Here is a 25,422-nt window from a genome sequence, read left to right as displayed (position 1 = left end):
TGATTGCTTATCAGGATCAAGGCGGGAAATGGACAATATGCGGTGGTGTAACAACGGTAAATGGCAAACCAGTTTTTAAAGGTATGCGTCTCACCCAGAACCAATGTGACGTTATCGATAAAGCCGAGCAGGCAAAGGCGTTGGCATGGGTTGATAAAAACATTCACGTCCCACTGACTGAGCCGCAAAAAGTCGGGATAGCGTCATTCTGTCCGTGGAACATAGGTCCGGCGAAATGCTTTACCTCCACTTTTTACAGGAAACTGAACGCTGCCGACCGGCTCGGGGCATGCGCTGAGATAAAACGCTGGGTTCGCGATGGCGGGAGGGATTGCAATATCAGCGCGAATAACTGTTACGGACAGGTCATTCGCCGCGATCAGGAAAGCGAGCTGACATGCTGGGGCATGGAGGGTTAACGATGTTTAAGTGGGCCCGGATAGTAATCACTGTTTCATTCTTTCTGATTGTCAGCATCCTGATATGGGTGGCCTTTCATTATTACGGCAAGACCATCAGCCAGCAGCAGGAAATCTCAGTAGCCACTCAGGCAAAAAATTCAGCGGAATTCACCCTGAATGCACAGTCACTTGCCATAAACATCTTCAACACTATCGCAGGGGCAACTTTGAATGAGCAACACGCGAACACACTGGACTCACAGGCAGCCCAGAATGACATCAAAGCTGCTCTTGCGGGCGATGTTTGTGCTCCTGTTGTTGTGCCTGCTCGCGCAAATGACCGGGTGCTCAACCGTTACAACGCAGTACGTAAAAGTGCCGGTAACGCCGATACCAGCCAGCCTGCTGGCGTTCTGCCAGCCATCACCTCCACCAAGTGAGCCTTTAACCTGGGGCGCATCATTGCAGTGGAACGAATTGCTGCTGACGGACCTTCAGAATTGCAATGTCCAGATCAGCGGCATTAAGCAAATTGAAGAGGCCAGACAGAAATGATTAAGCGCCTATGGGCAAGCATTAAAGCCTTTTTCTACACACCAGTCCCATCGACTGAATCCCAACCGAAGGAAAATACCGTGAAATTAGCACTCGTTTCGATTATCACCAGCATGCTGGCAAATGGCGCGGCGGCAAACACAGTCCAAGTTACCTTAACCGATAATGCCGATGCAGTTCAGCCAGGTGCCGTGGTGAATTTTACTGCCGACAATGGCGCTACGGTTGCCCCATCGAGCGCACTGACTGATGCAAACGGTCAGATTACTGTGAGCGTGGTCAGTTCCACTGTTGGTGCTTCCACGTTAACGGCAACAGCCGCTGACGGTACCACGGCGAGCATTCAGGTTTATTTCGTCGCGGTTCCAGCGCCAGTAGCCGAAGTGGTTAACCCAATTCCAGCAGCGGACACCGCGCCTGTCGCCTTATCCCCGCTGGAAGCACTGAAAGACGATTTCAAAAAAGTGGTCGCATTCATCGAACACGGTATCGAAGTTCTGGGCAAAGACGCAGAAGCCGATCTGGTTGCACTGAAAGATAAATACCTTTGAGCCTTTCATGAGCCACCTATATAAGGTGGCTCAAATACTGATGATTAATGTCTTTTCACATAATGGTTTCCAGTGCTCGGATTGTAGTATTTTCCTCCTTTATGTGATGAGCCGTGGCTCGGATAGTAATGACCACCTTTTGCAAAGGTCATTGATGACATTGGAAGTGTCAAAGCTAAAGCGAGTAAGGCAAAGATTATTCTCTTCATTTTTTCCCTATTTTCTGTGTGTGTAATACCCAGATCAATCCTATGCCTGAGATTGGCGAAAACAAGTCCATTGAAGAAATTTCACGTGGTGACCCGTGGCCGATATCAAAGACCTTTCTGTAAAACTTCAGTCGTTAAAAAAACAAATACCTTTCGCCACTGCACAAGCGCTGACCAGCGTCGCTCGTCAAATAGCTGCAGCAGAGAAAACCGCTTTCCAGCGTAAGCTTGAGAGTCCAACACCCTTCACGGTGAACGCTGTTGGATCTGTCGGTGCTCGACGTGACAATCTCACTGCTACAGTCTTTGTCCGTGATATTGCTGCCGGTTATCTGGAGCCGCTCGAGTTCGGTGGTGTACATAAGCTCAATGGAAATGTGCTGCTAAATCCCAAAGATGTAAAACTGAACAAGTACGGCAACTTAGGACGCAATAAGCTCTCCCAACTCAAGGCAAAGTCAAACGTGTTTATCGGGGATATCGATGGAATCAACGGTGTCTGGCAGCGGGTGAAAGTGAAAAAGAGCAAGAAGGGTAAGAAGCGCCAGAAGCGCTCAGCTAATGGCACGCGCCGTGAGCGTGAGAAGAACCCAATGCCGAAGTTGCTGATTCGGTTTGGTGATGCTCTCCCCGTTAAGCCCACGCTGGGATACATGGACAGGGCAGAGAAGATGGCTGCAACGCTGATGCCGGGAGCGATAAGCAATGCGATCAGTGAGGCGTTGAAGACCGCCAAGTGAGAATGTATCTCAATAAAAAATGGGTCCTTCCTCAGTCCTTTCTATTGCACGGGCATTGCGCGCCGCGTTCTGCGTCTAGCTATGGGATTTTGAAATTTGGGTAACAGGTAACAACTGAGGTAACACATGAACCAGTCAGATTTTGCCAAACTACATGGTGTCAGCCGCAAGACGGTAACCACCTGGAAAGCCCGTGGTTGGCTGGTTCTTGATGGTGATGACATCGATGTGAAGGCATCAAATGCCAACATCGAACGGTACCGAAAAACTGTTACCCGGACTGAGAAAAAAAACGATAAAAGTGCCGCAGGTAATAAACAGGGTAACAGAGCAGGTAACAAGTCCAAGGGTAACAACTTGGGTAACAAATCGTCAGCAGATCACAGTGAGTCGCCGACAAAAATCGTCGAGCGCATGATCGCCGACAGCGGCGCTAAAATGACGCTGGATGAAGCCCGAACCCTGAAAGAAAACTTTCTGGCGCTCCTCACGCAGCTCGAGTACGAAATCAAGTCCGGACAGGTCTTACCTTATAAGGATATGATCGCCGCTGTAGGTCAGGAATATTCCCGTATGCGTACCCGTCTGATCGCGATTGCTCCCGAACATGGCCCCCGCTTGCGGGTGCTTGCCTCGACCACCAGTGATGCAGAGTTCGTGTCGGCGCTGCAGGAGGTGGTTCATGAGGCAATGGAGGAGTTGAGCCTTGATGCAGATGACAAACGAGGTGCCGACTAACTCAGCCGCCTGGAGGAATTTTGTCACAGAGTTAAAGTTGCGACGTGCAGATATTGCCCCACCTGAACCGCTGTCATTAAGCCAGTGGGCCAATACCTTCGCAGTGTTGTCGAAAGAGACCAGCGCGCAGACTGGCCGGTTTCGCTCCTTCGGATATCAGGATGGCATGATGGATGCCATCACCGACCCGTTGGTGACCCAAGTCTCGGTAATGAAATCGGCCCGTGTGGGCTACACCAAAATTCTCGATCATGTTGTGGGCTATTACCTCCAGCATGATCCTTCACCGATATTGGTTGTGCAGCCTCGCGTAGAAGATGCTGAGGATTACAGCAAAACCGAAATAGCGCCGATGCTACGTGATACTCCGGTATTGGCAGCAATCGCCGGGGACAGTAAGGCAAAAGACAGTAACCAAACCATCCTGAAAAAGCAGTTTCTCAACGGCTCAAACCTGACGCTGGTGGGCGCTAACAGCCCCGGTGGTTTCCGTCGTATCACCTGCCGCGTGATTTTGTTCGATGAAGTTGACGGGTATCCCTCCGGCGGTGCCGGTACTGAGGGTGACCAGATTGCTCTGGGTATCAAACGCTCCGAAACCTTCTGGAACCGCAAAATAGTGCTGGGCTCGACCCCAACGGTGAAGGGCATATCACGTATTGAAAAGGCGTATGGCGAGAGCGATCAGCGAAAATTTAACGTACCTTGCCCGCACTGCGGTGAGTTTCAGGTTCTGGAATGGGGCGGCCCGGATACGCCATACGGCATCAAGTGGGATAAAGACGAAGAGGGAAATGGTTTACCGGAAACGGCCTACTACGTCTGCCGGCACTCCGGGTGCGTGATCCATCACAATGACCTGTCAGTGATGGTGAAGCAGGGAGAGTGGCGATCCACGCGGCCTTTTAAGGGGCACGCAGGATTTCATATCTGGGCGGGTTACAGTCTTTTTCCGAATGCCGCCTGGAAACACCTGGTGGCCGAATGGTTGAGGGTGAAGGACGATGCGCTGATGCGTCAGACGTTTATCAACCTGGTCTTGGGGGAAGTCTACGAAGACCGCGGCGAAAAAGCCCTAAGTGAAAGAAAACTGGTTGAGCGGTGTGAGGTTTACGCCGCTGAAGTGCCTGACGGCGTGGCGGCGATCACTGCCGGCATTGATACGCAGGACGGGCGCTTTGAGATTGAAGTGGTGGGGTGGGGCCGCAACGAAGAAAGCTGGTCGATTGCCTATGACGTTATCGAAGGTGACCTCGAAACCGATGAACCGTGGAAAAGGCTTGATGCCTATCTCAAGCAGGTATGGCGTCGCGCCGACGGCCGCGGTTTTACGTTAATGGCGGCCTGCATGGACTCCGGCGGCCACCACACACAAAAAGTGTATGAGTTTGCCAAAGAGCGTCTGGGTCGTCGGATCTGGGCCATTAAAGGGGAGTCCGCCCGCGGGGGCAAGCGCTCCCCGGTCTGGCCGACCAAAAAGCCTACGTCTCGCAGTAAAGCGCAGTTCCGACCAATCATCCTGGGCGTCAATGCGGCAAAAGATTCTGTTCGGGCCAGGTTGCATATTGAGCCTCCGGAAGCCGGGATCGCCTCAGCAGGCTTTATGCATTTTCCTGTGGATCGTGATCTTAACTATTTCGGTCAGTTACTGGCTGAGCGCTCGGTGACAAAAACAGCGGGTGGACAACGATACCGCGTTTGGGAGCAGTTGCCGGGGAGGGCAAACGAAGCGCTGGACTGCCGGGTCTATTCTTACGGCGCGCTGTGCGGTCTGATGTATATGGGGCTGAAACTCAACGGGTTGGCAGAGAGCATTACTGCAGACGCTGGTAAACTTTTACCACCGCCGGTCGATCCCGAGGAAAAACAAAACCTGCGCCTGCCTGGCGTCATTATCTCTGAACCTGAGAAACCTCAGCGTAAACCTTTGCATAAGCGCCTCGCTTAAGGACCTCTATGTTTAATCCAAACTCCAGTCTATTGGCTGGTGCGATGACGCGTGACCAATTACAGGCTGCGCTGACCAGCGCACAGCAGGCATATCTCGAGCTTTCGACGGGTGTGAAGGGGGTCTCTTTCTCTTACACGCAGGGCGACGGCACGCGCTCGGTCGCTTATCAACAGACAGATATTGGACAGCTCACCGCGCTGATCCAGCTTCTTCAGGCTCAGTTAGGCATCGTTAAACGTCCACGTGTGACGTTAAGGTTTCGGTATTGATGAAAAGCGGAGAGGTCAGAATTCTCGGGCCAAACGGGCGGCCATTACCCCCATCAAACCGAAAAGCATCCATGCTGAACGGATCCGGCCGCGTGCCTTACGACGCTGCGGATTCCTTCAGCGACGCGATGGCGAACTGGCAGCCCGCGCTTTGGTCGCCGGATAATGAAGTCAATATCTACCGCGATCGCATTGTTTCCCGTGTTCGCGACATGGCCCGTAATGACGGTTGGGCATCAGGCAGCGTTACCCGCATTTTGGACAATGCGGTTGGGGCTAATTTTCGCCCGATCGCTAAAGTCGATTATCGCGCGCTTGCACTTCAAACCGGCCTGAAAGCTTTTGATGCCAAATGGGCGGATGAGTACGGTCGGGCCGTTGAGGCGGCGTGGCGTAACTGGGCAAATGACCCCGGACGCTATTGCGACGTTGAGCGAAAAAAAACGGTTTCCCAGATGTTGCGTCTGGCTTTTCGCCACAAACTGGTGGACGGCGATGCGCTGGCAGTTTTGCAGTATCGGACTGACCGGCTAGGACACGGTCGCGCGCGTTATGCGACGACTATACAAATTATTGATCCGGACCGGCTGAGCAACCCGCAGCAGGTGTTCGACATGCTGAACATTCGCGGCGGTGTAGAAATTGACGATGACGGCGTTCCAGTGGCGTATCACATCCGCAAAGCCCACATGGGCGATTGGTGGAGCGCTGAAAAAACCATGACGTGGGAGCGTGTCAGGCGTGAAACAGCATGGGGACGGCCGATTGTCGTGCATGACTTTGATGGCGATCGTGCCGCTCAGCATCGGGGCAGCAGTATTTTTACGCCTATCGTTCAGCGTCTGAAAATGCTGATCAAATACGACGAGGTAGAGCTGGAATCCTCAATCCTCAACGCCGTGTTTGGTGCGTACATCACCTCGCCTTATGACCCTGGCCTGTTCGCTGATTCACTGCAGACTGATGACGTACTGGCTTATCAGGACATGCGTACCGAGTATCACAATGATAAACGCATCTCTTTGCAAAGTGGCGCCCGGATGCCAATCCTTGCGCCGGGTGAAAAGATAGACACCGTGAACGCAGCGCGGCCAACCAGTAACTTTGCGGCGTTCGAAAGCGCAGCATTACGTAACGTGGCCGCAGCCCTGGGTATTTCAACCCAGCAGTTAACGCAGGACTGGTCTGATGTGAATTACAGCTCAGCCCGTTCAGCCATGTTGGAAGCCTGGAAAACCCTGACGCGCCGCCGCGATGATTTTGCCAGCGGCTTTGCCCAGCCTATCTTCAGCAGCTTTATTGAAGAGCTCCACGATATTGGTGAGGTGCCTCTTCCTGCTGGTGCGCCGGAATTTCTGGCGGCCAAAGCGGCGTATTGCCGTGCGCAGTGGATGGGGCCCGGTCGCGGCTGGGTTGACCCCGTTACTGAGAAAAAAGGCGCAATCCTCGGCATGGATTCCGGCATGTCAACGCTGGAAATGGAAGTCTCAGAAAACGTCGGCGAAGACTGGGAAGAGCTTCTCGATCAGCGCGCCCGCGAAATCGAAGCCTTCCAAGAACGCGGATTACCTGTACCAACATGGGCGCAGGCGGACACCTTTGCACCTCAAACAATTAAAGATCCGGAGGCACAGTGAATTTACCGCACTTAGCGCAGCGCCTGTTTAACACGCCGCTGGCGCTGCATCCCCGAAAGGCTGAAGTGGTCATGGCGGCGCTGAATGACCGATTTGGCCTGACGCGCATTCAGTCAATGTCTGACTGGGATGACGAAGATGATTCATTCTCCCGACCGGCCCGTGATACGGGTTATGACGTGGTGGAAGGTATCGCGATTATTCCGGTTCAGGGGACGCTTGTGCAGAAACTCGGCACCTTACGGCCCTACAGCGGGATGACTGGCTATGACGGCATCCGCGCCTGTTTCCTGCGGGCGCTGAATGATAGTGAAGTGAAAGCCATCTGCCTGGACATTGATTCGCCCGGCGGCGAAGTCGCGGGGTGTTTTGACCTCGTTGACGAGATTTATGCCGCGCGCGGCAGTAAACCGGTCTGGGCCATTTTATCCGAAAACGCCTATTCCGCGGCTTACGCGCTGGCGAGTGCGGCGGACAAGATAATCGTGCCGCGAACCGGCGGCGTCGGTTCTGTCGGCGTCATTGTGATGCACGTTGACTGGTCGCAGAAAATCAAAAATGACGGGCTGCAGGTCACCATCATTACTTACGGTGACCGCAAGGCAGAGTCCAATCCGTATGAACCTTTAAGCGAAACGGCGCGTAAAGCCATTCAGTCAGATATTGACGAAATGGGGCGTCTGTTCGTGAGTACCGTCTCCCGCAATCGCGGGATCACAGAGAAAACCGTCCGGGATACCGAAGCCGCCTGTTTTCTTGGCGCCGACGGTGTGCAACTGGGGCTGGCTGATCAAGTGGCCTCGCCTGATGCGGCATTCCGCGATTTATTACAATTAGTTGGAGAGTAAAGATGTCAATGAAAATCAGAGGTTTTGGTCACCTTTTCGGCCGTGGCGCCAATGCGTCCGAAGATGATGAAGACGAAAAAGAAAAGTCCAAAAAGGCCAAAGGCCGTCGTGCGGAAGAGGACGACAACGACGATCAGGATGATAAAGACAAGTCCAAAAAATCTCAGCGTGCAGAAGAAGATGATGGTGATGATTCTGACGACGAAGATGATAAGGACAAGGAAAAGTCTAAGAAGGCCAAAGGTCGCCGCGCTGATGATGACGACGACGATGCGGATGCCGATGAAGATGAAGGCGATGAAAACGACGGTGACGATGATGAAGATGATCGTGACGTCAAAAAGGGTCGCCGCGCCGAGCGCAATCGCATTTCCCGCATTCTCGGCAGTAAATATGCCGCGGGTAAAGGCCCTCTGGCCGTTTCACTGGCGATTACCACCGGCATGAGTTCCGCTGCAGCAATCCGGGTGATGGCGAGTTCTGGTCCAGCGCCGGTCGCGTCGCAGCCTCGTCGCATGTCACTGGATGAACGCATGTCGCAAGTTGAAAACCACCAGCTGGGTAACGCTGACAACGGTGGTCCTTCTGCAAACTCGGTGGTATCTCGTGCGGCTGCTCTCTACAACCAAGTAAAAGGTAAAAAATAATGACTGTGAATCAGGTAGGACAAAACGCCTGGGTGCCCGGCGTTCAACATGACACCTTCATTCCGGATCAGTTGCTGTCCGGCCCTTTGCAGGTTGTCTCTGATACGGTGACGATTCTGACGGGGAGTTCGGCAACCTATAAGCGCGGTACCGTGCTGGGGGTGATCACTGCCTCCGGGAAGTACACCCTGAGTGTGGCGACAGCAACCGACGGTAGTCAGGTTCCGCAGGCTATTCTGGCCGATGATGTGGATGCCACCGCTGCGGACACGTTAGCCGGCGTATATCTGATGGCTGAAATCAACAAAAACCGCATTACCTTTGATGCGAGCTGGACGCTGGCCGCGCTTAAAACGGCACTCCGCCCTTACGGTATTTTCCTGCGTGACAGCGTTCAGGCACCTGCCAGCTAAAACGTAGTTCCCCTTTAAATCGCTTTCTTCGCATGCCCTTTACCGGGCAGGGCGTTATGCATCCATTTTTTATCCCGACCAGCTGGCCGGGACACAGAGAGAACACGCTATGTCTCAATCTATTTACGATACGGTGACGCTCGTCGGGCTGGTTCCTAACCTGATGACGTCACAAAACTGGATCCTCGACCGTTTCTTCCCAAACATCGAGACCAGCAACGATGAATATGTGGCGATCGATGTAGACGTTGGTCTCCGTCGTATGGCGCCGTTTTGCTCGCCTTTAGTCGAAGGTAAGCTGGTCGAAAGCCGCCGCTATCAGACCGACAAGTTCAAGCCTGCTTACATCAAAGATAAGCGCGCACCCGATCTGCGTAAACCTATCCGCCGCCAGATTGGCGAGCGCATTGGGGGGGAATGACACCGCTGCGGAACGTGAAATGCTGAACATCCAGTTCGAGATGAGTGACCAGATCGATATTCTGAATCGTCGCCTCGAGTGGATGGGATGCAGTGCGCTGTCTACCGGTACCGTCACCATTAAAGGCGAAGGCTTCCCGACCACTGTCGTTGACTTTGGCCGCGACCCCTCCCTGACCATTGCCCTCAGCGGTTCTGATAAATGGCCGACGAGTCTCGCCGCCGGTGCGACAAACACCCAGCCCTCTGACGACATTGAAACCTGGCAGACGCTGGTATTGCAAAAGTCTGGCGCTGCGCCGACTGATCTGGTTTTCACCAACAAGTCCTGGAAGGCATTTCGTCTGGACACCACCATCAAAGACAACGCCATTGTGTTTCCTGCACTGAGCCCGTTCGGCAATCAGATTGACGCCGGCGCGCGGGTGCAGAAGGGCGCGGTATACAAAGGGCGCTGGGGTCAGTTTGACCTCTGGCTTTACAACGACTGGTTCATTGACCCGGATACCGGCATTGAAACCCCGATGCTTGCCGATGGTTCGGTGATCATGTCTGGCGCTGATCTGATGGGTACCCGAGCGTTTGGTGCAATTATGGATCCTGCCTTCAACTATGGCCCGATGGCTTATGCACCGAAAAGCTGGCTGAAAGAAGACCCCGCCCAGCGTTTTCTGATGATGCAGTCTTCCCCAATCGTTATCCCAAGCCGGGTTAACGCGGCCCTTTGTGCGACGGTGGTGTGATCATGGCAAAAGATAAAACAAGCGAAGCGGCCTCAGAGGCCGCTGACCTGGTCAGCGTGGTTGTTCTCAAAGGAAAACATCTTCGCCATGATGGCGAGGAATACGCTCAGAATACGCGTGTCCAGTTATCAGAAGCGGATTCAAAGCGCCTCATTGCGCTGGGTTTCGTGAAGTCTCTGTCTGATTTGCAGCAGGAGTTGGAAGGCGCTGGCCCGCAGGAAGTTTCTGTGACCCAGACAGACAGTCAAACCACCATTACCACCTCAGACCCGGAAACCCCGACACCTGAGAACGGAGCGGCCTGATGAGCATCAACTGGGATCAGCATCTGCTCAGGCCGTTACATGGGGTGTTTGGCGACCCGGTTGATTTCCGGCCCGCGGGTGGTGCGGCTTATACCATCAGCGGGATTTTCGACCGCGCCTATACGCAGGAGGTTGAACCTCTGGATGACGGCAGCACGCTAAACACGACGTCTCCCGTCCTGGGTGTGCTGGACGGTGATTTCCGCGTTCCCCCGAAGAAGGGGGATCGGGTGTTTATCGGCACGGTCGGCGGCGAGCCGGTGAACACGTTGTTCACCATCGCCGATGTCCAGCCGGACAGCCACGGCGGCTCAAAGCTTATTCTTAACAGGGTGAAGGTATGAATGCAGCAGCTTTGCGGGGGCTCGTTGTCAGCGCGCTCACGGGAAAAACGGATGCTCTTGACCGCGTTTATTCCCCGCGCGACTGGCCGACGTCTGAGGATATGTATCCCGCCATTCTCGTGCAAACCCCTTTCGATGTGAAAAACTCCCTCGGCCGTAATGTGCCACAGTTTACGACCGTGACCACCGTCCGGATCACCGGTCGCCTGCAGGAGCTTGATGACCTTGATCAGGACAACGGGGCGGTAAAAGCGGAAGAGGCGCTGGAGCAGCTGCGCGAACAAATTGAGCGGGCAGTGATTAACAGCTATGACCTGACCCGGCAAATTCAGCAGTTTTTGCAGATGCGTTCCACGATTGACATCAGTGCCGCTGGTGAAGGGCATACTGCCCAGTTGCTGATGGAACTGGATATTGAGTATTACCAGGGCCCGGAAGAATTTTACCCTATCGAAGCGGACCCGCTTCAGGGGATTGATGTCACCATTATCGAACCTGACGGCACGCCTGAAGTCGGCGTAACCATCGACCTGCCTCAATAACTTTCTGGAGTATCCCATGTTTGTTAAACCCGTAGCCGGGCGCACAGTGCGCGATCCGGTTAAAGGCACCTTTTTGCCCGAAGAAGGGGCAGAGGTCGCTAAAAGTACGTTTTGGGATCGCCGGCTGCGTGATGGTGACGTTATCACCGTTGATGCTTCAGCAGCAGCCGCGAAGTCGACAACCGCTGTAAAAAATACCGATGCAGGCGCTGAAAAAGCTGCTGCATCAACTGATACCGGGAGTGCGAGCTAATGAATTTTCAACAGATCCCCAGCGACATTAGGACCCCCTTGTTTTTTGCTGAGTTCGATAACTCGCAGGCCAACACCGCGACGGCGACGCAGCGTACCCTGATCATTGGTCAGATGCTGACGAATTCTGCGGTGAATCCAAATATTCCGGTTATTGAATCATCAGCCTCAAACACAGCCGGTATTTATGGCGCCGGGTCTATGCTTCATAACCAGATTGCAGCATATCTGGCAAATGATATTTCTGGTGAAATTTACCTGCTCCCACTGGTGGATGGTTCCTCTATGACTGCGGCGACCAGCACTATTACGCTGACCACGGCACCGAGTGAAACCGGGGTGATTTCGCTGTATGTCGCGGGTAAGGGCGTGCAGATCACCGTTTTAAGTACAGACACCGTGACGACGATGGCAGCAGCGTTAGCCGCAGCAATCAATGCCAAAATCGAGTTACCAGTGACAGCAGCATCTGCCGCTGGCGTCATTACTCTGACGGCAAAAAATAAAGGCGCGCATGGTAACACCCTCGATTTGCGGCTGAATTATCTGGGCAGCGCTGGCGGGGAAGTTACGCCTGATGGTCTGGGCATTACGCTCGCTGCATTTACCGGCGGCGCTGGGTCACCGGACATGACAACAGCCCTGGCAAATCTCGGCGATCGGACCTTTGATTTTATCGTTACCCCTTATACCGACACGACTTCTCTGGATGCGCTGAAAAGCTTACTGTCAGACAGCACCGGTCGATGGAGCTACGCTTACCAGCTTTACGGTCACGTTTTCGGAGCGGTATCTGGCACTTATGGTCAGTTGACCACCATTGGTGAAGCCCGCAATGATCAGCATGCAACACTGCTGGGCGTTTATGACTCCCCAACGCCAGCTTATGTCTGGGCAGCGGCCGTAACGGGTGCTGTTGCGGGTAGCCTGCGCAATGATCCGGGACGTCCTCTGCAAACACTCACCATTTCCGGCGTGCTGGCGCCTCCACTGGCTTCACGTTTCGAGCTGACCGAACGCAACAACCTGCTTTACAGCGGTATTTCTACCTTCACTGTGGCTGATGACAGCACGGTGCAGGTGGAAAATCTAATCACTACTTATCAGACCAACAAGTACGGGGATGCTGATGACAGCTATCTGCAGGTGGAAACGTTATTCCTGCTGATGTTCGTCACCCGCTTTATCCGCACGCAGGTCACCTCGAAATTTGCGCGAATGAAACTGGCCGCCGATGGGATCCGTTTCGCTCCGGGGTCCTCGATTGTGACGCCGAACATTATCCGCGCTGAGATGATCGCCCAGTACACACAACTTGAGTACAACGGATATGTGCAGGATTCCAAAGCCTTCGCCGCCGGTTTGGTTGTGACGAAAAGCACGACCAATCCGAACCGCGTCGACGTGCTGTGGGATGGTGTGCTTATCAACCAGCTGCGTGTATTTGCTCTTCTCAACCAGTTCCGACTGCAAGCCGCGGCGTAAGGAAAAAAAATGGGTGATACTTCCAACCGCCTGGCGGGCACCGCGTCGGTGACGACCAATGGCGTCACAATCATGGTCGCCGGGCAGTTCAAATACAGTCCTTCAACCGTTAAACGCGAAACACTGACCGGGATGGATCGTGTCCATGGATATAAGGAAAAGCCTTCTGCGCCGTATATCTCCTGTCAGGTTCGCGACAGCGGCGGTACCACGGTGGCAGACTTTAACGGCATGACCGATGTCACCGTGGTGGCAGAACTCGCCAACGGTAAAACGATTATTGGTACCGGGATGTGGACGGTCGAATCACAGGAAGTGGACAGTGAAGACGCTGTATTCGATGTCCGCTGGGAAAGCTTCTCAGTCGTGGAGAGCTGATCGTGGAAGAGCAGGAAAAAAGTATTGTCATTCCTCTGGATAAACCGCTGGCTGACGCCAGCGGTAAACTGGTCTGGGAAAACATTGAACTGCATGAGCCTGCATTGATCGAAGTGAATCAGTTCTTTGATAAGCAGAAAACGGACGGCGCGCTGGCGGCGATGGGGCTCCTTATCTCGCTGTTATCGGGGATCCCGCCGCAGGTTGTCAGGCGCATACCGTTTACCACTTTCAAACAGTGTGAGGTATTTCTTCTCACCTTCTTAAATTACATCCCCGAACCCGTTATGCCGGTTGAAAGCAGCACGGTGATCGTGCTGCCAAAAGCCCTTCAGGACGGCAAAGGGGAGCATAACTGGGCAGGTATCGATCTTGGTGAACCCTGTCTTGACCAGGTTGACCAGTTTTATAAAACCCAGACAGTGAAAGGCGGTCTGGCGGCGATGTCCGCGCTGATCGCCGAAATCTCTGGCATTCCTCCGCAGGTCATTAACCGTCTGCCGTTTACGGATTACAAGCGCTGCGAGGGTTACATGCTGGGTTTTTTAAACTTCTCCCCGACGGCGGGAGGTGGCGTGAACGCATCGCCGATGTGACGTATTACTACGGCTGGGGCCCGGATCAGGCCGGGCGGCTAACATGGTCGAAACTCAACTGGTGGCGGGATCAGGCATTGCGCATCAATAAGTTAAAGGAACGCGATTAATGGCTAATGTGTTTGATTTCCAGCTCAAAGCGGACGATCAAGTTTCTCAGTCTATTCAGAACATCGATGATGCGGTGAAGAAACTGACTCCCCAGCTAAATGACGCGCAAAAAGTCGTGCAACTCGGCGGCCGCCGTTCCGCAGAAGGTCTTGATGAGGTCAGTGGGCGTCTTGAGAAGCTGGCAAAAAATGCGCGGGATGGTGTCCAGTTTGTCGGGGACCTTGTACCACCGCTAAAAATGGTGGGCGGCCTGACCTTGGGGTTGGGCGGTCTGGCCACTGTCTTGAATGGTGTAAAATCACAAATCAAGGAATATGCGGATTCCGGCTATAAAATTGATACAACCGCCAAAAATATCAGCGCAACCACCCGGGCCTATCAAGAACTGACCGGTGCGATGATTGAAAATGGGGCAACGCGGGATTCTGCTGAAAGCTCTGTTACCGGTCTTTATCAGCGTGCCAATGATGCACTTAACGGTCGGGATGATCCCTTCAATGCCCTTATGGCGCAGATGGGCATCAAGATCAGCAAAACCAAAGAGGGTATGGCTGACGTTGTAAAACTGATGGATGACCTGAATCGAGCCATGCTGAAACAAACACCAGCTCGCCAGTCTGTGATTGCGCAGGTAGGGCAGTTCTCGCCAGATCTTCTGAACTACCTGCGGCAAAGCACCGAGCAGGTCCAGCGCCTTAAAGATCAGGCGCAGCGTGACGGTTTGATTTTCTCAGATAAGGATGTGCAGAACGCGCTGGAATTCCATAACCAGGTAAACCAGATCTCGGCGTCGTGGGATGGCATGCTGATGAAGGGGCAGGCGTGGCTGGGACAGGCCCCGATAGTTCAGAAAAGTTTTGATGATGCTTCGCAGATCATGCAGCACGGGTTCGATGCCGCAACGGTGGGTTCCCTGATGACGTGGAACCGCGGGGGAAAGCAGGCCGACCGGCTGCGCGATGCTCAAAAAAATGACGCGTTCAAGAAAACGCTGTCGTGGGATGAAAAACTGGATCTCCGTTTAGGCTATGCCTCCGGCGATCTGGTCAAAAAACTGAACAGTTTTTATGGCCCGACGGATAGGGCCAGCCAGTTACAGCAGGATGTGCAGGGACTGTATGTCAGTCCTCCAAATAGTGTTCAGCAACCCGGTACGAATGGCCCACTATTCTCACAATTAGAGTCAAAATATAAATTACCGCAAGGCACGCTAAACAACGTTTATCAGGCTGAGTCAGCGGGCGGAAAGTATATGTTTTCTCCTGCTGGCGCTGAAGGCCCGTTTCAGTTTATGCCGGCGACCGGACAGCAGTATGGGCTTAATAATCGCGCTGACCGGATGGATACCGGAAAGTCTGCTGAAGCGGCCGCCCACTATTTATCTGATCTCCTTGCCCAGTTCGGCGGTGATATGAAAAAGGCAGTAGCCGCCTATAACTGGGGTCCCGGCAGGGTTAGCAGTCTGGGGCTCAATTACGCGCCTAAAGAGACGCGCGACTATCTGAACCGGGTCATGCCCGGACTCCCAGATTTTTACGATGTTTCAACCATTAGCGATCCTTTGGTTGGAGATGACCGAGTTTCAGATAATAACGTTACTTACCAGGGGGCAGCGTCGGATTCAGGTAATAGCATTAACTCTCAGCATGAACCTAACATCAACACACCGACACCCGGTTCAGCAGGGGCAGCTGGTGGCGGGATCAGCGCGCAACAAGTTGCCGACGTTTTATCGAAGGTGTTGAAAGATAATAAAAGCGAGATTGAGCTGACGCTGATTAATGACCGGACTGGTGAGCGTAGAAAAATCTCCGGCTCCGGCGGAAAGGTAACCACCGCCATGCCGCTGCCCTGACATATCAACCTGACCCGCTTCGGCGGGTTTTCTCTTTCTGGAGGACAGGATGCCACTGTTACAAAACGCGCTGTCTTCGCTGTTAGGATTTTCGAGTGACAGCTGGAACTGGCAGGATCATATTCATCCGGCTTCGTTTCGCGGCGTGCCCTTTGCGATTATTGATGCGGATGGCAACTTTGGCCGCCGACAGGCCGTCCATGAATACCCTTACCGCGATACGGTCTGGGTCGAAGATTTGGGACGTTCTACCCGTCGCTTGACCTTAAACGGCTTCATCATCCAGTCCAGTCTGATCTACAGCGCTGTTGATGTGATGACACAGCGAGATAATCTTATCGCCGCCTGTGAAAGCGCGGGTGCTGGTACGCTGGTGCATCCTACGCTGGGCGAATTGACGGTTAGCATTGTCGACGGCGGGCTCAAACTACGGGAAAGCAAAGACTCCGAGCGCGTTTTTGAATTCTCTCTCACTGTCATTGAGTCCGGCTTTCGGGTTTTTGCAGTCACCGGAGCAGTATCTGCCGCCTCAGCTGCTCAGACGTCCTGGCTGGCGCTGGCATCAAAATCAGCAGCCACGTTTATTGCCGAGGTTAATTCTGATTTACGCACGGTGACGCAGGCGATAAAAACGCTTAAAAGCACGGTTTCATTCTGGACCAGCATGGTGACGCGCACGGCAAATGAAGCGACGAATCTCAGCAATACGCTGAAATCCACCTTCGGCAGCAGCCGTTATGGGCGTTACAACACGGGGGATGTTGGCGGTACCGCTTCTGGGGCGATAAATACCGCGACGATGACGGCAGACACGGACAATTATGACCTTCTGGTTTCGCAGAAAATGGCGGCATCAGTCGAAAATCGGGCAGAAGTTCAGGATGTAACGGTCAGCCTTTTGGCATCAGCCAGCATAGCGGCATATGCCAGTGGTGCGCAGGATGTGATCAATGCATTACTGTCGAGTGAGGCCAAAGGGTTGGACCTGGTTCGCCTGTTTGAAACGTTGGCGACGTTCTCTGATACCACTTACCGGCACGACAGCAGCGACAGCGGCATTGCTTCTGCTGCACAAATTTACCTCGTCACGTTAAGTGCTGGCGCAATGGCCTATGCGGCGTCTCTTTACGAGCCCGTAAGCTATGACGATGCCGCTGAACTCCTTCAGCGTGTGGTGACAGCGATCGATACGGTGTCACTGGCGGCTGCTGATGCCGGTTATGACGATGTCTTCAGCACGTTGTCCGATCTCAAAACAACGGTCAAAACGACGCTTCAGGAGAAAGGGGCGCAGCTGGCGAATGTGTCCACCGTGGCATTCAGCGCGGTGCTTCCTGCACTTAACCTGGCAAACCGGTTGTATCAGGATGCGGCGAGAACGGAAGGGCTGGTAAAAATGGCCGATCCCATCCATCCGGCATTTATGCCGCTTTCTTTCAGGGCGCTTTCTTCATGAACGATGAAATGACGTTAACCGTCGGTGGCAAGGTGCTTTCCGGCTGGGACTCTGTCCGCGTAACCCGAAGCATTGATCACCTTCCCAGCGATTTCGACCTTTCGCTGATGGATGAATTTCCCGGCAGTGATGGTCAGCAACTGGTCAAAGAAGGCGATGCCTGTGTGGTAAAGCTTGGGAGCGATAAAGTCATTACAGGTTACATCGACCGGTGGGCGCCGATGATTTCCGCCTCGAGGCACGAAGTCCGGGCCACGGGGCGGAGTAAGTGCGAAGACCTGGTGGACTGCTCCGCCAAATGGGACAACAACGTGATCACCGGCGCTACTCCTTTGCAGATTGCGCAGCGTCTGGCCGCGCCGTATGGGATCACCGTGTCGAGTGACGTGACCGATATGCAAAATGTCCCTCAGTTCACGTTGAACTGGGGAGAGAGCTCGCAGGAAATCATTGACCGCATTACACGCTGGGCGGCGCTTCTCTACTATGACCTGCCGGACGGCAGCCTCTACCTGACCCGTGTCGGTACCCGAAAAGCTGCCAGCGGCGTGGCACAGGGTATCAACATTGAAGCGGCGGCCTATGAGGCCTCGATGGATGAACGGTTTTCCGAGTACACCGGTGTCTCAATGACGGTTAACCCGCTGGTCGATGACAGTGGTTATGGTGCCGTGACCAAAGCCACCGCGAATGATCCGGACGTTGCCAAAATGCGATACCGTAACCGGATCATCATTGTCGAAAGCACCATGAATACCACCGAGCTGGCGCAGCAGGCGATTGACTGGGAAATGAACAGGCGTTATGGCCGCTCTAAGGTTCTGCAGGTCACCATTGATAACTGGCGCGACAGCGCGGGCAAATTGTGGGAACCCAATACCCTGATCCCCGTCAATATCCCCAAAATGGGCATCAATGACGTGCTGTGGCTGCTGGCAGAAATCACTTTTATCAAAGATGACCAGGGCACGGTGGCGCAGATGGTACTGATGCCGCCTGCGGCGTTCTCTGTCCAGCCTTATCGTTTCTACAACGTCATTCAGGAGCTGAACAGATGACGATGCTTAACACGCTTTACCGTCGGGCGATGATGATGCTCGGTGTGGGAAGCGTCTCGCTGACTAATGATGATGGTGGGATCCAGAAAGTGCAGTATCAGACGCCGATGGAAGTGCGCGGCGATACGCCCCGCCTGATGGAGTTTGGTTTCTCCTCCTCCTTGCCTGATGGTGCTGATGTACTGATTGCCTACCTTTCCGGTGATCGGTCTAACGCCGTGGTGATTGCTTCCGGGCATAAGGGCAGCCGTAAAACCGGCCTAAACCCGGGCGAAACGATCCTCTACAACCTATGGGGTATGCATTTTAAATTGATGGAGGCAGGGGTAGAGATAGATGCCAAAGGGAAACCGGTCACGGTGATCAACTCAACGAGGGTGACCATTGTTGCTGCAGAAGAAATCTATGCTGACACGCCGGTGCTGAAATGCGCGGGTGACATCATTGATAACGCTGGGAGCAACACCACCACGTTGAAAAATCTGCGCGACACTTACAACAATCATGATCATGTTGTGAACAACGTGCAAAGTGGTAGTTCATCGCCTACGAGCGAAAAACCCGGGGAGTTAGTTGAATGACTGACATTACAACGGTGTGGAATGCTGAACAATCTGTTGGCGACTGGGCTGAAGCATTGGGTGACCTGCAGCAGGGTGATGACCTTGAAACAGCCATTTTAATCAGTCTTTTCACTGACCGGCTGGCGCGGGAAGATGATGAATATGATGGCGATAACCGCCGCGGGTGGTGGGGCGATCAGGATCAGGATTATTCCATCGGGTCACGTCTCTGGCTGTTGCGTCGTCAGAAACTGACTCTGACCGTTGCAAACAAAGCGCAGGACTTTGCCGCCGAGGCGCTGAAGTGGCTTACGGATGACGGGGTAGTTTCCAGTATTACGCCCGTCACACAAATCGTGTATCCGAATCGCCTTAACCTTTTTATCACCTACCAAATGCCAGGACAGGACGCTGTGTCCAAGCGTTATTTCTGGGTCTGGGAGTCTTAACCGATGCCATACAACCGGCCAACGCTCACCGAGCTGCGCGCGCGTAACCTCGCCGCGATTGAATCAGAATTAAAAGGGATAGGCACGCCGTTACGGTTTTCAAATCTGAACATCCTCGGAACGGCGGATGCGGGTCTGGCTTACCTCCATTATGGCTATCTTGACTGGATAGCGAAGCAGTCAGTGCCGTGGAGCGCGACGGATGAGAATCTTGCGGGGTGGGCTGCTTTAAAAAGCCTGACGCAAAAAGCAGCCAACGCCGGGACAAACAATGCCACCCTTTTCACCGGCATTGCAGGAACCGCTATTCCGGCGGGTACCGTCTTAAACCGGGGAGATGGTTACCAGTACACGACAGATGCGGAGGTAGATATTGGGTCCTCAGGCACGGCAACTGGCGCAATCACTGCGGTGTTGCCTGATCCCAATGATGACCCGACGGGTGGCGGCGATGCGGGGAATACCCCGGCAGGTACCCAACTGACGCTGGATGTCAGCATTTCAGGCGTTGACTCGATAGCGACTATCAGCACGGCCATTACGGATGGCGCAGATATCGAAACCGAAGATGCTTTCCGTTCCCGGACACTGCTTGCCTACCAAAATACACCACAGGGCGGAAATGATGATGACTATGAAGCCTGGGCGCTTGCCGTAGCAGGTGTTACGCGGGCGTGGACGGTACGCAGGCTTATGGGGGCCGGTACTGTTGGCGTGTATATCATGATTGACGGTAATGACACGTCGAATAATGGTTTTCCCGTGGGTACCGATGGTATTTCCCCACTCGACAGCTGGTCGGGCACCAAGGCGACCGGGGATCAAAAAAAGGTGGCGGATTATATCTACCCGCTTCAGCCCGTCACGGCACTGGTGTATGTCTGTTCGCCAATTAAAACGACCATCAATTTTACGATTAGCGGCCTGGCATCGGCTGACAGTACAACAACTGCCGCGATTGCCGCTGCCATTGATGGGGTGTTGTTCGAGTCCGGCAACCCTCAGGGGGCCACGATTTATCTGTCTGATCTGCTGATTGCCATCAGTAATGTCAGCGGTACGGGTGGGTTTATCCTGACTTCTCCCTCGGCAAATATTACCACCACGACCGGGCAATTGCCGGTAAGGGGTACGGTGACTTATACATGAGCCGGTTTACTTTAGAAGATTACACGTCAGCGCTGCAAAATTTAATGCCAACCGGACTGGTTTGGTCACGCAAAACTGATGGTGTTCAAACCGCCGTATTGCGGGCGCTGGCACAGTCATATCAGGACAGTGATGGTGCGGCAGTATCATTGTTAATCGGCGCTTTCCCGGCGACAGCAACCATTATGTTAACCGACTGGGAGAAAACGCTCGGGCTCCCGGACGATTGTGCCATAGGGGAAAATGACAGCATTGCCGTCAGGCAAAAGTCAGTGGTCTCGAAGCTTTTCAGTACGGGCGGTCAGTCCGCTTCTTATTTCATAGGTGTAGCCAAAGCGCTGGGTTATGACATTACCGTGACGGTTTACCGTCAGGCGCGGGCGGGAATGTCGGTCTGCGGTGATGCGCTTAACGGGGAGAACTGGCCCTTCACCTGGCTGGTAACAGCGCCCGAAACAACGATTTCCTATGCTCAGGCTGGCCAGTCTTACGCCGGTGACCCTTTGCGCTCTTGGGGAAATAAGCGGCTTGAGTGTCGTCTCAATACACTTGCGCCATCTCATACAATTGTGCTTTTCGGTTATTCGAATTAATCATTAATCTTTTAAAATTTTTTATCAGCGCCTTTACTGGCGAGGGAATTTCTATGCAAAAAATTGGGAACATAACGTCCACAGCGGATGCTAACGGCGAGTGGACAAACGGTAATGTCGCTGCAGGGACACCCCCAACGATTATCGATGCAGCCTGGCTGAATACTATCCAGCGCGAAATAGCCAACGTCGTCACTGGTGCGGGGCTAACACTCGACCCGTCTAATGATGCGCAATTGTTAGCATCATTGTTATCGCTAACGGGACCCGGTCGGTTGTTAGCTGTGAAATACATCACTGCCAGCACCACATACACGCCTACCGCAGGAACGAAAAAGATTTTTGTTCAGGGTATCGGTACTGGTGGTAATGGTGCTGGGAGTATTGCATCTGGCTCAAACGGATGTACATGTTGCAGTGGTGGTGCTTCCGGAGGCTATGCCGAAGCATGGTATACATCCGGGTTTAGTAGTGTTGCTGTCACGATAGGTGCAATTGGCGCACTAAACTACGCCAGCGGCGCAGCAGGTGGTACATCAACGTTCGGGTCACTAATGAGCATACCAGGCGGCGGAGGCGGTGGTGCATCAGCGCAGGCTTCCACTGTGGCTTACTTTGAAAATGGAGGCGGGGCCGTAGGTGGAAATCCTACTTTAAGTGGACACATTAGTGGCTTTGTAACACCAGGGGTGTTCGGGCAATCCGGTAAAGTATTTAGCGGCGCCGCGGCTTCTGGTCAGGGGGCACCATCACGCTTTGGCACCGGCGGAGGTAATGTGGCAATTGCTGCGGGTGGAAATGCTGGTGGTAATGCTGCGGGTTACGGGGCGGGTGGAGGCGGAGCGTGGCGTGGCAACAAACAGCGCAGCTGTTTATGGCGGTAATGCAACCAAGGGTATGTTTATTGTTTGGGAGTATGCATGATGAATGATGAAACTTACACTTACGCAGTGATTGATATCTCAACAAACATTGTTATCAATCGTATCGACTGGGACGGTGTTCAGGAATGGGCACCACCGGATGGTTGTATTGCCGTCAGGGTTGATGATCCTGCCGCTGGCGGGATTGGTGATTCATACAACCCTAAGACGGGAGGGTTTACCAAGGCTGAGGTATAGAAAAAGAAGGGGGTATCCCCCTTCCAATATCACTCATTTTCTATTTTCATATAAATAATGTTACATGTGGCAATAATAACGCAGATGTTAAACATATATAAAATTCTAAAATATGATGCATAGATTGTTGGAGAAAAACCAATCATGACTATGCTGGCAAATGCGCAAGATGTTGCCACCAACGGAATAAGGCTTCGGTTAAGGCCGCCTATGAATAGCGATGATCTGAACATGATACAAACTATAAACAACATGGTGTATAAAAGATAAACTTGGCCAGTTATAGACGAGAATTTTTCCGCCCACGGATATAGTAGGTCAGGACTTAGCCAATTAAAGAAATGCGAATGAAGAGCTGAGCCTTTTAAGCTTGTGTAAAAGTTAAGAAATATATAAGACAGTATGATGGCTGATGAAATATAATTACTTAATGCTTTTTTGTTTGTTTTCAAAATCAAAGCAATACATAGAGTGATAAGTGGGATGTTAAATGGCATACTCATTGCCATTCCGACCCTGTCTATCCCAAACATTAATTTTAATAATATACTGTACTCGAAGAATTGCGGCATCCAATTAATGGATTCTGCAGAAGACCGAATTTCATTTCCAGGAGCAAGGAAAAGGAATGCAGAGCATATGGTTAATACAATAATAAAACCAATTGAATACCATGAGATTTTAACCTTTTTCAACACAATTAAGCTATAGCAAATTAGTAGCAAAAAGACTGCGGATTGCTCTGAAAATCCAGCAACAACTAACGCCACTAATGATAAGTAAGAATTAACTAACCCTCGTTCATGCTTTAAAAAAATGGAAAGGGAATAAGTAGCAAGAGAGAATGGGATGATGTAATTATAAGCACCTGTAACCCAATAAAAAGAATCAATATTTATTAGTTTAGGTACAAGAAGCAATAGAACTGATGAACCGAGCACAAAATTAAGCCGTATCTCGCCAGTTGCAATACGACTTATAGAACAGGCAAGAAGTATGAATGCTGAAGGTATTATAACCTTCCAGAAAGTGCTAAAATGTATCGTTGATGCTAGTAGGCCCTCGATGGTAAATCTACCACTCCAAGTATCATATCTGTAAAGCATGAATTCTAAAACGTTTCTTGTATTCAGTGCGTTATAAAAGAAAACATCATCATTACTGGTTCTCAATCTCAGGGTTTGAAACATGGTTATGTAGAACACTACGATTAGACCTGTCACAAAATAGAACTTCCATTTACTTGCATTCATACATAACCCCTCTGACTTTTCCTCTTGTATCGGCCATCGTGATGGCTATATCTCCTGATAAACCACCAAGAAATTTAATATTTCTTATCGCCCCCTCAAAACCTGACTTATCAAAAGCATTATAAGTTCCGATAAACTTGCTTACATCGGGTCTGCTTTGAGTGGCATAATTTACCTTAACCCACTCGGAACCATTCATTTTTTTTGCATAGATCCTAACCTTACTTTTTGGATCTTGTTCAGAAACTGCCCATCCGTGGATGGATAAAAATTTATCTGTAAGCGTGCATTGATCTATTGAGTAGAGGGCAATTTTTTCATCAAACTTTGGAAGTGGAACCGCCTTGTAATTATTCCATGAGAAAAAAAACAAGATAGTCATAATTATCGATATAAAAACACCCAGCCAGAAAAAAAGGGTTAACGCTTTCAATTCTTATTCCTTTTAACAATATATCTTGGTCTTTGTTTTGTTTCTAAATATATACGCCCAATGTATTCACCAAGTACGCCAATGCCTATTAATTGAATTCCACCTAGGAAAAGAATAGAAACCAGAATAGACGGGTAACCATGAACGGGGTTGCCAAAAATGAGTGTGTCAATAACCATATATACACCGTAGGCGAAAGATAGCCCGGCGACAAAAAGCCCGATATAAGTCCACATGCGAAGCGGGAAAGTTGAGAAAGATGTAATGCCTTCGAGAGCAAGGTTCCACAGTTTCCAGCCATTGAACTTTGTCGAACCGGCAACGCGTTCATCTCGGGTGTATTCGACAACTTCAGTGCGACCACCGACCCAAGACAGAACCCCTTTCATGAATAAGTTTCGTTCAGGGAGCGACTTAATGTTTTCTACGACCGCGCGAGACATTAACCTGAAATCGCCAACGTTTTCCTCAATCTTAGGCTTGCTGATCATGTTATGGAGCTTATAAAACCACTCAGCACTTTTACGCTTAAAATGGCTGTCTGACGACCTGTCTGCTCGTTTAGCCAGAACAACATCTGCACCTTCCTGCCACTTCTCTACAAGTCGGGGGATCACGTCAATTGGATCCTGAAGGTCAACATCAATAGGAATGACCACATCACCTGTTGAAGCTTCTAGGCCTGCGAATAGAGCGGGCTCTTTACCAAAGTTTCTGGTGAAGGATAGCGCTTTAACGAGCGAATCTGATTTTGCCAGCGCGTTAATTAGGCTTTCTGTATTGTCGCTACTACCGTCGTTAATGAAAACAATCTCCACCTCGTGCTGAGACAGTTGTTCACGGACTGTCCGATAAAAAATAGCGACGGTGTCCTCTTCGTTGAAGACAGGGACGACAAGAGATATTTTCATTACTCTTCCCTAAATATGATGAATGTCGAGTATAGGAACCCAATAAGGAGGCTTATTGCTGAAAAACCTATCAGGGTTAATATTGGGTTAAGCTCGACCTCATCACCCAGGTAACCGCAGGCCAGAGCAAGCGCCCCCATGAAGCCAACATACAGAAAGTATTTTGTAGTTGTGTGTTCTGCCTGATAAGTCCACTTGGCGTTAGCAAAGAAACTAAATGTGACAGCGACGCAAAATCCCGCAAAGTTACTGATCATTTGCTCATGACCAAACGAGTAGTATACGGCTGCAAAAGTTAACCAATGGATTGCGGTATTAAGACCACCAATAAATGCATACTTAACAAAAATTTTTAACATGAGAAGATTCGGAGTAAGAGAGATTGCAGGATCGTAGCATTTGATTCATAGAAGGCAAGGAAACGTAAGGGAATGTTAGTTTTTTTT

The 25,422-nt window shown here is 51.8% G+C and carries 31 protein-coding genes and 1 pseudogene; 28 read left to right on the top strand and 4 right to left on the bottom strand.

The annotated features are described in order from the left end of the window. The 28 genes and pseudogenes from UC14_RS24250 to UC14_RS24110 all read left to right on the top strand — a co-directional run. Nucleotides 1–419: lysozyme (locus tag UC14_RS24250; protein WP_112198603.1), on the top strand; the 419-nt coding region annotated here is incomplete at its 5' end. Between the two features lie 2 nt (nt 420–421). Beyond that, nucleotides 422–841: a hypothetical protein gene (locus UC14_RS26810; RefSeq protein ID WP_157962154.1), complete on the top strand. Its 420-nt coding sequence runs from the start codon at nt 422–424 to the stop codon at nt 839–841. A gap of 195 nt (nt 842–1,036) precedes the next feature. After that, complete coding sequence (locus tag UC14_RS24240) at nt 1,037–1,507, top strand: Ig-like domain-containing protein (protein ID WP_232829732.1); 471 nt, start codon at nt 1,037–1,039, stop codon at nt 1,505–1,507. Between the two features lie 304 nt (nt 1,508–1,811). Then, nucleotides 1,812–2,456, top strand: a complete 645-nt coding sequence (locus UC14_RS24235; RefSeq protein WP_112198600.1) for a hypothetical protein — start codon at nt 1,812–1,814, stop codon at nt 2,454–2,456. A 126-nt stretch (nt 2,457–2,582) separates the two neighbouring features. Next, nucleotides 2,583–3,194 (top strand): RNA polymerase subunit sigma-70, encoded by a 612-nt coding sequence (locus tag UC14_RS24230; protein ID WP_112198599.1) that lies wholly within the window; start codon nt 2,583–2,585, stop codon nt 3,192–3,194. Further along, a complete protein-coding gene (locus tag UC14_RS24225) occupies nt 3,166–5,142 on the top strand; it encodes a phage terminase large subunit family protein (RefSeq protein WP_112198598.1) in 1,977 nt (658 codons plus the stop codon). Before UC14_RS24230 ends, UC14_RS24225 begins: the two co-directional genes overlap by 29 nt. An 8-nt stretch (nt 5,143–5,150) precedes the next feature. Continuing rightward, the gene (gene gpW / locus UC14_RS24220) at nt 5,151–5,414 is read left to right on the top strand and encodes a gpW family head-tail joining protein (RefSeq protein ID WP_112198597.1); all 264 of its coding nucleotides are present in this window, start codon (nt 5,151–5,153) and stop codon (nt 5,412–5,414) included. Nucleotides 5,415–5,485: 71 nt separating this feature from the next. Then, complete coding sequence (locus tag UC14_RS24215) at nt 5,486–7,051, top strand: phage portal protein (protein ID WP_112198596.1); 1,566 nt, start codon at nt 5,486–5,488, stop codon at nt 7,049–7,051. Further along, a complete protein-coding gene (locus UC14_RS24210; RefSeq protein ID WP_112198595.1) occupies nt 7,048–7,899 on the top strand; it encodes a S49 family peptidase in 852 nt (283 codons plus the stop codon). The genes UC14_RS24215 and UC14_RS24210 overlap by 4 nt, the downstream gene beginning before the upstream one ends. A gap of 2 nt (nt 7,900–7,901) precedes the next feature. Further along, on the top strand, nt 7,902–8,546 hold the full coding sequence (locus UC14_RS26905; RefSeq protein ID WP_198670110.1) for a DNA primase: 645 nt from the start codon (nt 7,902–7,904) through the stop codon (nt 8,544–8,546). Continuing rightward, a complete protein-coding gene (locus UC14_RS24195; RefSeq protein ID WP_112198592.1) occupies nt 8,546–8,959 on the top strand; it encodes a head decoration protein in 414 nt (137 codons plus the stop codon). The genes UC14_RS26905 and UC14_RS24195 overlap by 1 nt, the downstream gene beginning before the upstream one ends. Before the next feature lie 109 nt (nt 8,960–9,068). Next, nucleotides 9,069–10,122: pseudogene (locus UC14_RS24190) on the top strand (major capsid protein). 2 nt (nt 10,123–10,124) lie between these two features. Next, nucleotides 10,125–10,427, top strand: a complete 303-nt coding sequence (locus UC14_RS24185; protein ID WP_112198591.1) for a hypothetical protein — start codon at nt 10,125–10,127, stop codon at nt 10,425–10,427. Then, nucleotides 10,427–10,771: a hypothetical protein gene (locus UC14_RS24180; RefSeq protein WP_112198590.1), complete on the top strand. Its 345-nt coding sequence runs from the start codon at nt 10,427–10,429 to the stop codon at nt 10,769–10,771. Before UC14_RS24185 ends, UC14_RS24180 begins: the two co-directional genes overlap by 1 nt. Next, nucleotides 10,768–11,313, top strand: a complete 546-nt coding sequence (locus UC14_RS24175) for an ATP-binding protein (RefSeq protein WP_112198589.1) — start codon at nt 10,768–10,770, stop codon at nt 11,311–11,313. Before UC14_RS24180 ends, UC14_RS24175 begins: the two co-directional genes overlap by 4 nt. A 16-nt stretch (nt 11,314–11,329) precedes the next feature. Further along, nucleotides 11,330–11,566 (top strand): DUF2635 domain-containing protein, encoded by a 237-nt coding sequence (locus UC14_RS24170; RefSeq protein WP_112198588.1) that lies wholly within the window; start codon nt 11,330–11,332, stop codon nt 11,564–11,566. After that, nucleotides 11,566–13,050 (top strand): phage tail sheath subtilisin-like domain-containing protein, encoded by a 1,485-nt coding sequence (locus UC14_RS24165; protein WP_112198587.1) that lies wholly within the window; start codon nt 11,566–11,568, stop codon nt 13,048–13,050. Before UC14_RS24170 ends, UC14_RS24165 begins: the two co-directional genes overlap by 1 nt. Nucleotides 13,051–13,059: 9 nt before the next feature. Beyond that, nucleotides 13,060–13,428: a phage tail tube protein gene (locus tag UC14_RS24160; protein WP_017491266.1), complete on the top strand. Its 369-nt coding sequence runs from the start codon at nt 13,060–13,062 to the stop codon at nt 13,426–13,428. 2 nt (nt 13,429–13,430) lie between these two features. Further along, nucleotides 13,431–14,024, top strand: a complete 594-nt coding sequence (locus UC14_RS24155) for a phage tail assembly protein (protein ID WP_112198586.1) — start codon at nt 13,431–13,433, stop codon at nt 14,022–14,024. A gap of 109 nt (nt 14,025–14,133) precedes the next feature. After that, complete coding sequence (locus UC14_RS24150) at nt 14,134–15,990, top strand: lytic transglycosylase domain-containing protein (protein WP_112198585.1); 1,857 nt, start codon at nt 14,134–14,136, stop codon at nt 15,988–15,990. Between the two features lie 49 nt (nt 15,991–16,039). Then, complete coding sequence (locus UC14_RS24145) at nt 16,040–17,446, top strand: DNA circularization protein (RefSeq protein ID WP_112198584.1); 1,407 nt, start codon at nt 16,040–16,042, stop codon at nt 17,444–17,446. Further along, a complete protein-coding gene (locus UC14_RS24140; RefSeq protein ID WP_112198583.1) occupies nt 17,443–18,504 on the top strand; it encodes a phage baseplate assembly protein in 1,062 nt (353 codons plus the stop codon). Before UC14_RS24145 ends, UC14_RS24140 begins: the two co-directional genes overlap by 4 nt. Beyond that, nucleotides 18,501–19,085, top strand: coding sequence for a phage baseplate assembly protein (locus UC14_RS24135; RefSeq protein WP_112198582.1), 585 nt, complete (start codon nt 18,501–18,503; stop codon nt 19,083–19,085). The genes UC14_RS24140 and UC14_RS24135 overlap by 4 nt, the downstream gene beginning before the upstream one ends. Beyond that, nucleotides 19,082–19,516, top strand: coding sequence for a phage GP46 family protein (locus UC14_RS24130; protein ID WP_112198581.1), 435 nt, complete (start codon nt 19,082–19,084; stop codon nt 19,514–19,516). The genes UC14_RS24135 and UC14_RS24130 overlap by 4 nt, the downstream gene beginning before the upstream one ends. A 3-nt stretch (nt 19,517–19,519) precedes the next feature. After that, nucleotides 19,520–20,665, top strand: coding sequence for a baseplate J/gp47 family protein (locus tag UC14_RS24125; protein WP_112198580.1), 1,146 nt, complete (start codon nt 19,520–19,522; stop codon nt 20,663–20,665). After that, nucleotides 20,662–21,258 (top strand): YmfQ family protein, encoded by a 597-nt coding sequence (locus tag UC14_RS24120; protein WP_112198579.1) that lies wholly within the window; start codon nt 20,662–20,664, stop codon nt 21,256–21,258. Before UC14_RS24125 ends, UC14_RS24120 begins: the two co-directional genes overlap by 4 nt. Beyond that, nucleotides 21,198–22,142, top strand: a complete 945-nt coding sequence (locus UC14_RS24115) for a phage tail protein (RefSeq protein ID WP_157962152.1) — start codon at nt 21,198–21,200, stop codon at nt 22,140–22,142. The genes UC14_RS24120 and UC14_RS24115 overlap by 61 nt, the downstream gene beginning before the upstream one ends. Nucleotides 22,143–22,178: 36 nt before the next feature. Next, complete coding sequence (locus UC14_RS24110; protein ID WP_112198577.1) at nt 22,179–22,379, top strand: hypothetical protein; 201 nt, start codon at nt 22,179–22,181, stop codon at nt 22,377–22,379. A 29-nt stretch (nt 22,380–22,408) separates the two neighbouring features. Here the strand turns inward: UC14_RS24110 and UC14_RS24105 are convergent, their stop codons facing one another. Genes UC14_RS24105 through UC14_RS24090 form a run of 4 tightly spaced genes read right to left on the bottom strand, consistent with a single transcriptional unit; the run spans nt 22,409 to nt 25,335 of the window. Next, the gene (locus UC14_RS24105) at nt 22,409–23,632 is read right to left on the bottom strand and encodes a DUF6056 family protein (protein ID WP_112198576.1); all 1,224 of its coding nucleotides are present in this window, start codon (nt 23,630–23,632) and stop codon (nt 22,409–22,411) included. Further along, on the bottom strand, nt 23,619–24,065 hold the full coding sequence (locus UC14_RS24100; RefSeq protein ID WP_112198575.1) for a hypothetical protein: 447 nt from the start codon (nt 24,063–24,065) through the stop codon (nt 23,619–23,621). The genes UC14_RS24105 and UC14_RS24100 overlap by 14 nt, the downstream gene beginning before the upstream one ends. Further along, entirely contained in the window at nt 24,062–24,976 is a 915-nt protein-coding gene (locus UC14_RS24095) for a glycosyltransferase family 2 protein (RefSeq protein ID WP_112198574.1), read from the bottom strand. Before UC14_RS24095 ends, UC14_RS24100 begins: the two co-directional genes overlap by 4 nt. Next, nucleotides 24,976–25,335 carry a GtrA family protein gene (locus tag UC14_RS24090; RefSeq protein WP_112198573.1) on the bottom strand — a complete coding sequence of 120 codons (360 nt, stop codon included), beginning with the start codon at nt 25,333–25,335 and terminating at the stop codon, nt 24,976–24,978. Before UC14_RS24090 ends, UC14_RS24095 begins: the two co-directional genes overlap by 1 nt. Between the last annotated feature and the right edge of the window lie 87 nt (nt 25,336–25,422).

The sequence above is a fragment of the Rahnella sp. NRRL B-41462 genome, from assembly GCF_003263525.1.
Classification (GTDB): Bacteria; Pseudomonadota; Gammaproteobacteria; order Enterobacterales; family Enterobacteriaceae; genus Rahnella; species Rahnella aceris.
Note: the sequence above shows the minus strand (reverse complement) of the source record. Positions and strands in the feature narration are given on the sequence as shown.

Bases quoted from the DNA above. Each gene is read 5' to 3' on its own strand.
- UC14_RS26810 (WP_157962154.1), top strand. From the start codon at position 422: ATGTTTAAGTGGGCCCGGATAGTAATCACTGTTTCATTCTTTCTGATT.
- UC14_RS24230 (WP_112198599.1), top strand. From the start codon at position 2,583: ATGAACCAGTCAGATTTTGCCAAACTACATGGTGTCAGCCGCAAGACG.
- UC14_RS24225 (WP_112198598.1), top strand. From the start codon at position 3,166: ATGCAGATGACAAACGAGGTGCCGACTAACTCAGCCGCCTGGAGGAAT.
- gpW (WP_112198597.1), top strand. From the start codon at position 5,151: ATGTTTAATCCAAACTCCAGTCTATTGGCTGGTGCGATGACGCGTGAC.
- UC14_RS24215 (WP_112198596.1), top strand. From the start codon at position 5,486: ATGCTGAACGGATCCGGCCGCGTGCCTTACGACGCTGCGGATTCCTTC.
- UC14_RS26905 (WP_198670110.1), top strand. From the start codon at position 7,902: ATGTCAATGAAAATCAGAGGTTTTGGTCACCTTTTCGGCCGTGGCGCC.
- UC14_RS24195 (WP_112198592.1), top strand. From the start codon at position 8,546: ATGACTGTGAATCAGGTAGGACAAAACGCCTGGGTGCCCGGCGTTCAA.
- UC14_RS24185 (WP_112198591.1), top strand. From the start codon at position 10,125: ATGGCAAAAGATAAAACAAGCGAAGCGGCCTCAGAGGCCGCTGACCTG.
- UC14_RS24180 (WP_112198590.1), top strand. From the start codon at position 10,427: ATGAGCATCAACTGGGATCAGCATCTGCTCAGGCCGTTACATGGGGTG.
- UC14_RS24175 (WP_112198589.1), top strand. From the start codon at position 10,768: ATGAATGCAGCAGCTTTGCGGGGGCTCGTTGTCAGCGCGCTCACGGGA.
- UC14_RS24170 (WP_112198588.1), top strand. From the start codon at position 11,330: ATGTTTGTTAAACCCGTAGCCGGGCGCACAGTGCGCGATCCGGTTAAA.
- UC14_RS24165 (WP_112198587.1), top strand. From the start codon at position 11,566: ATGAATTTTCAACAGATCCCCAGCGACATTAGGACCCCCTTGTTTTTT.
- UC14_RS24160 (WP_017491266.1), top strand. From the start codon at position 13,060: ATGGGTGATACTTCCAACCGCCTGGCGGGCACCGCGTCGGTGACGACC.
- UC14_RS24150 (WP_112198585.1), top strand. From the start codon at position 14,134: ATGGCTAATGTGTTTGATTTCCAGCTCAAAGCGGACGATCAAGTTTCT.
- UC14_RS24145 (WP_112198584.1), top strand. From the start codon at position 16,040: ATGCCACTGTTACAAAACGCGCTGTCTTCGCTGTTAGGATTTTCGAGT.
- UC14_RS24140 (WP_112198583.1), top strand. From the start codon at position 17,443: ATGAACGATGAAATGACGTTAACCGTCGGTGGCAAGGTGCTTTCCGGC.
- UC14_RS24135 (WP_112198582.1), top strand. From the start codon at position 18,501: ATGACGATGCTTAACACGCTTTACCGTCGGGCGATGATGATGCTCGGT.
- UC14_RS24130 (WP_112198581.1), top strand. From the start codon at position 19,082: ATGACTGACATTACAACGGTGTGGAATGCTGAACAATCTGTTGGCGAC.
- UC14_RS24125 (WP_112198580.1), top strand. From the start codon at position 19,520: ATGCCATACAACCGGCCAACGCTCACCGAGCTGCGCGCGCGTAACCTC.
- UC14_RS24120 (WP_112198579.1), top strand. From the start codon at position 20,662: ATGAGCCGGTTTACTTTAGAAGATTACACGTCAGCGCTGCAAAATTTA.
- UC14_RS24110 (WP_112198577.1), top strand. From the start codon at position 22,179: ATGATGAATGATGAAACTTACACTTACGCAGTGATTGATATCTCAACA.
- UC14_RS24105 (WP_112198576.1), bottom strand. From the start codon at position 23,632: ATGAATGCAAGTAAATGGAAGTTCTATTTTGTGACAGGTCTAATCGTA.
- UC14_RS24095 (WP_112198574.1), bottom strand. From the start codon at position 24,976: ATGAAAATATCTCTTGTCGTCCCTGTCTTCAACGAAGAGGACACCGTC.
- UC14_RS24090 (WP_112198573.1), bottom strand. From the start codon at position 25,335: ATGTTAAAAATTTTTGTTAAGTATGCATTTATTGGTGGTCTTAATACC.